4 protein-coding genes are annotated in these 3,795 nt (G+C 67.8%); all 4 read left to right on the plus strand.

Annotation, left to right across the window (positions count from 1 at the left end; genetic code table 11):
* The first annotated feature begins 137 nt into the window (after positions 1 to 137).
* The 4 genes from H5411_RS45925 (at position 138) to H5411_RS48760 (ending at position 3,737) form a co-directional block, all read left to right on the plus strand.
* On the plus strand, positions 138 to 806 hold the full coding sequence (locus tag H5411_RS45925) for a DedA family protein (RefSeq protein WP_101435024.1): 669 nt from the start codon (positions 138 to 140) through the stop codon (positions 804 to 806).
* A gap of 65 nt (positions 807 to 871) precedes the next feature.
* Entirely contained in the window at positions 872 to 1,741 is an 870-nt protein-coding gene (locus H5411_RS45930) for a patatin-like phospholipase family protein (RefSeq protein ID WP_101435025.1), read from the plus strand.
* A 132-nt stretch (positions 1,742 to 1,873) separates the two neighbouring features.
* Positions 1,874 to 3,076: a L,D-transpeptidase gene (locus H5411_RS45935; protein WP_101435026.1), complete on the plus strand. Its 1,203-nt coding sequence runs from the start codon at positions 1,874 to 1,876 to the stop codon at positions 3,074 to 3,076.
* A gap of 538 nt (positions 3,077 to 3,614) precedes the next feature.
* Positions 3,615 to 3,737, plus strand: a complete 123-nt coding sequence (locus H5411_RS48760) for a hypothetical protein (protein WP_279629986.1) — start codon at positions 3,615 to 3,617, stop codon at positions 3,735 to 3,737.
* Positions 3,738 to 3,795 lie beyond the last annotated feature (58 nt).

Below are 3,795 nucleotides of genomic sequence, written 5' to 3' on the forward strand. Positions count from 1 at the left end.
TGCACAAGAAGCCAGCAGCCTCCTGTCCCGCTGAAGCCGTCCGAGTCAGGGGCCCCGGTTACCCACCGGGGCCCCTGACTCGTCTCCGGGCCCCTCGAGCGCGGCCCCCGATTCCCAAGAATCAGTAAAGTGATGGTGTGGCTTTAGTAACGGACCTCCTCGACTGGTTGCAAGCACTCCCCCAACCAGGCCTTGTCGCGGCAGCCGGCGGCCTCGTGCTGGCCGAGTGCACGATCGGCCTCGGCTTCATCGCCCCGGGCGAATCGGGCCTGCTGATCGCGGCGACCACGGCGACGTCCGTGCCCCGCTTCCTGACGCTGTGGGCGGTCATCACCGTCTGCGCCGCGCTGGGCGACTCGATCGGGTACGCGCTCGGCCGGAAGTTCGGACCTCGGCTGCGGGAGACGAAGCTCATCCGCAAATACGGCCTGGACGCCTGGGACCGAGCCGCCGGCGTCCTCGAACGCCGAGGTGCGTGGGCGGTGTTCTTCGCGCGGTTCCTGCCGGTGCTGCGCACCCTGACGCCGGCCGCCGCGGGAGCGTCGAACCTGCCGTTCCGCAAGTTCCTCCCCGCGACCGCCGCCGGCGCGTTCTGCTGGTCGCTCGTGCACATCAGCCTCGGCGCGGCGCTGGGCGAGGCGGCCAAGCAGGTCGAGAGCGCGATGAACACCGGATTCCTCGTGGTGGCGGCGCTGGTGCTCGGGGTGCTGGCGTTCTTCTTGCTCCGCTTGAAGAAACGCAAGGCGCTGGGCGTGGCCGGTTCGCCGGACGAGCAGCCGGAAGAGCCCGCCCGCACCGGCACCTAGCGCAGCGATCCACCTCACCCGAAGTCACCCGCCCGGGGACCGTCCGGCTGATTAGATTCGACCGTATGCAGGCACTAGACCTCCCGAAGCCCGTCGCGTTCGTCCTCGGCGGGGGCGGCAGCCTCGGCGCGCTGCAGGTGGGCATGCTGCAAGCGCTCGACGAAGCGGGCATCACGCCGGATCTGGCGGTCGGCACGTCCGTCGGCTCGCTGAACGCCGCGGTGCTCTCGCTGCCCGGCGACGACCGGCTCCGGCGGCTCCGCGACATCTGGGCGCACATGACGAAGGCCGAGGCCTTCCCCGGCGGCGTGCTCAGCCAGGTCCGGACGCTCCGGCACAGCAAAACCCATCTGTTCCCGAACACCGGCCTCGCCAAGATCATCGACGACCACGTCGGCACCGGCCGCCGGTTCGAGGACCTGGGGATGCCGCTAGGAGTCGTCACCACCGATGTCGACACCGCCGAGCCGATCCTGATCACCTCCGGGCCGCTGCAAGCGCCGCTCCTGGCGAGCTGCGCGATCCCCGGCATCTATCCGCCGGTGCCGCACGAGGACCGGCTCCTCTACGACGGCGGCCTGGTCGCCAACGTCCCGATGCGGCAGGCGTTGCGCATGGGCGCGAAGTCGCTGGTCGTGCTGGACTGCGCGTTTCCCGGCAAAATGCCCGGCGCACCCCGGACGTTCGCCGAGGTGATGATGTTCACCGCGATGATCAGCATGCGCAACCAAGCCGTGCTGGAAGCGCCGATCGCCGCCCGGAAGGTGCCGGTGGTCTATCTGCCGGGCCCGGCGCCGGTTCGGGTGAGCCCGCTCGACTTCTCGCGCACCGACGATCTCGCGTCGGAGGCCTACCACGCGGCCAGGGATCACCTGAAGGAACTCACCGTCGACGGCCCCGGCCTGTACGGAGCCCCCGGATTGCTGCGTCCCTGATCCGCCCGGACCCGGAATCGCGCTCGTGATACGCGTCACCCCAATGCACCGATCCGCCGGTAGCGGCGTCTTTCCGATCGCGTAGTTTTGCAGTCGAACCTGCCGGTCCTGGACCCTCACAAAAGAGACATAATGTTCCCGAAGAAGACATTTTTTCCGCTCGCCGGAATTCTCGCGGCGACCTTGCTGCTTTCCGCCTGTTCCTCCGGGGACGGCGGCGGCGACTCCGGCACGCCCGGGTCGCCGGGCGGGTCGAGCCAGACCGCGACGCCGGCGTCGGTGACGATCGAACCGGCCAACGCGTCCGGGATCAGCCCGACGACGCCGATCGTCGTGAAGGCGGCGAACGGGAAGCTCACGGACGTCACGGTCACGAGTTCCAAAGGCAAAACCGTCGCGGGCGAGTTCTCGCCGGACAAGCTCAGCTGGAAGACCACCGAGGTCCTCGGCTACGCCGGCACCTACCAGGTGAAGGCGCACGCCCAAGGCGCGGACGGGAAAACCGTCGAACAGCAGGGCCAGGTGACCACGCTGGCTCCGAAGAAGCAGGCGAACGCGAACCTGATCCCGGCCCCAGGCGCGGTGAAGAGCACGGGTGTCGGCGTCGGGCAGCCGATCGTGTTCAGCTTCGGCGCCCCGGTCAAGAACAAGGCGGCCGTGGAGAAGGCGCTCACGGTCGAGTCGTCGCCGAAGCAGGACGGCAGCTGGTATTGGATGGACGACAAGAACGTCCATTACCGGCCGAAGGAATACTGGCAGCCGGGCACCACGATCACGGTCACCGCGAAGATTTACGGCGTCGATTTCGGAGATGGCGTCTACGGAGCGGAGGATCGGACCGAAACGTACAAGGTGCACGATTCGTGGATCGCGAAAGCCGACGGCAGCAGCGAGCAGATGCAGATCTTCCACAACGGTTCGATGGTGAAGTCAATGCCGATCTCGATGGGCAAGGACGCGACGCCCACCCATCTCGGCCCGCACGTCATCTCGGACAAGCAGGCGAACTACACGATGGACTCCTGCACGTACGGCGTGTGCCCGCCGGACCCGAAGGCGTACCGCTCGGACGAGAAGTTCTCCGAACGCATCTCGAACGACGGCGAGTTCGTCCACGAGAACCCGAACAGCGTCGGACAGCAGGGCAACTCGAACGTCTCGCACGGCTGCATCAACCTGAACGCCGCCAACGCCGAATGGTTCTTCAACAACTTCGGCCTCGGAGACGTCGTAGAGGTCACCAACTCGGGCGGCCCGCAGCTCCCGGTGTGGGACCTGTACGGCGACTGGTCCAAGTCCTGGGCCGACTGGCAGAAGGGCTCGGCCCTGCAGTAAAGCCAGCGGCCCAGGCTGAGGCCAGGGCAGAGGCCGGGTTCGGTTGAACGGTTCGACAGAGAAGGGTGCCGGAGCTTCGCGCTCCGGCACCCTTTTCGTTGCCCGGGACCGGAATCCACGCGGATCTAGGACCGAGCTGGGTTGCCGCGGGGGCGGGCGGAGGGAAGCCCGAGCCGGACAGCCGCTCTTTGCTGCCTTCGCTGCTGCTGGGGCTACATTCCTGTCCGTTGCGCCGCGCTGGTTCCTTGCCGCTGACTGGGTTCCTGCCGCAAACGCTCCTGGCACTCGCGCCGCGCTGGTTCCGCGCTTGTGCCGGGCTGGTTCCGTGCTGCTGGGTTCCTGCCGCAACACGTCTACCTCTCGCGCTGGTCGCCCTAGCCAGCGCCATGTTCTGCGCGTCTATCGCTTCGCATTCGCCCACTACTGGCGCTCCGCCGCATCGCCTCGGGGGCGGCTCGCTGCATTTCTGCCACGCCGCGCCCATCCAGTTCCTTGGCGCAGGCTGCGTTCCGTTCGCAGGCACGGAACGCCTGTACAGATGACCGGGGAGATCACTGCAATCCGGTCCGCACCGCACAACGTCTTCCGGGAGACGCGGGCCGCGGCTCGGGAGCGGCACGGGTGGATCATGGACACGTATTTGCTGCGCCGGCCGGAGTGAGGGCGGCGGGCCGTCTTCGCGGTCCGCCCGTTTTCGGGCATGAAAAAAAGGGGCGGGG

The sequence above is a fragment of the Amycolatopsis echigonensis genome (assembly GCF_014174495.1).
GTDB classification, from domain to species: domain Bacteria; phylum Actinomycetota; class Actinomycetes; order Mycobacteriales; family Pseudonocardiaceae; genus Amycolatopsis; species Amycolatopsis echigonensis.

Bases quoted from the DNA above. Each gene is read 5' to 3' on its own strand.
- H5411_RS48760 (WP_279629986.1), top strand. From the start codon at position 3,615: ATGACCGGGGAGATCACTGCAATCCGGTCCGCACCGCACAACGTCTTC.
- H5411_RS45930 (WP_101435025.1), top strand. From the start codon at position 872: ATGCAGGCACTAGACCTCCCGAAGCCCGTCGCGTTCGTCCTCGGCGGG.
- H5411_RS45935 (WP_101435026.1), top strand. From the start codon at position 1,874: ATGTTCCCGAAGAAGACATTTTTTCCGCTCGCCGGAATTCTCGCGGCG.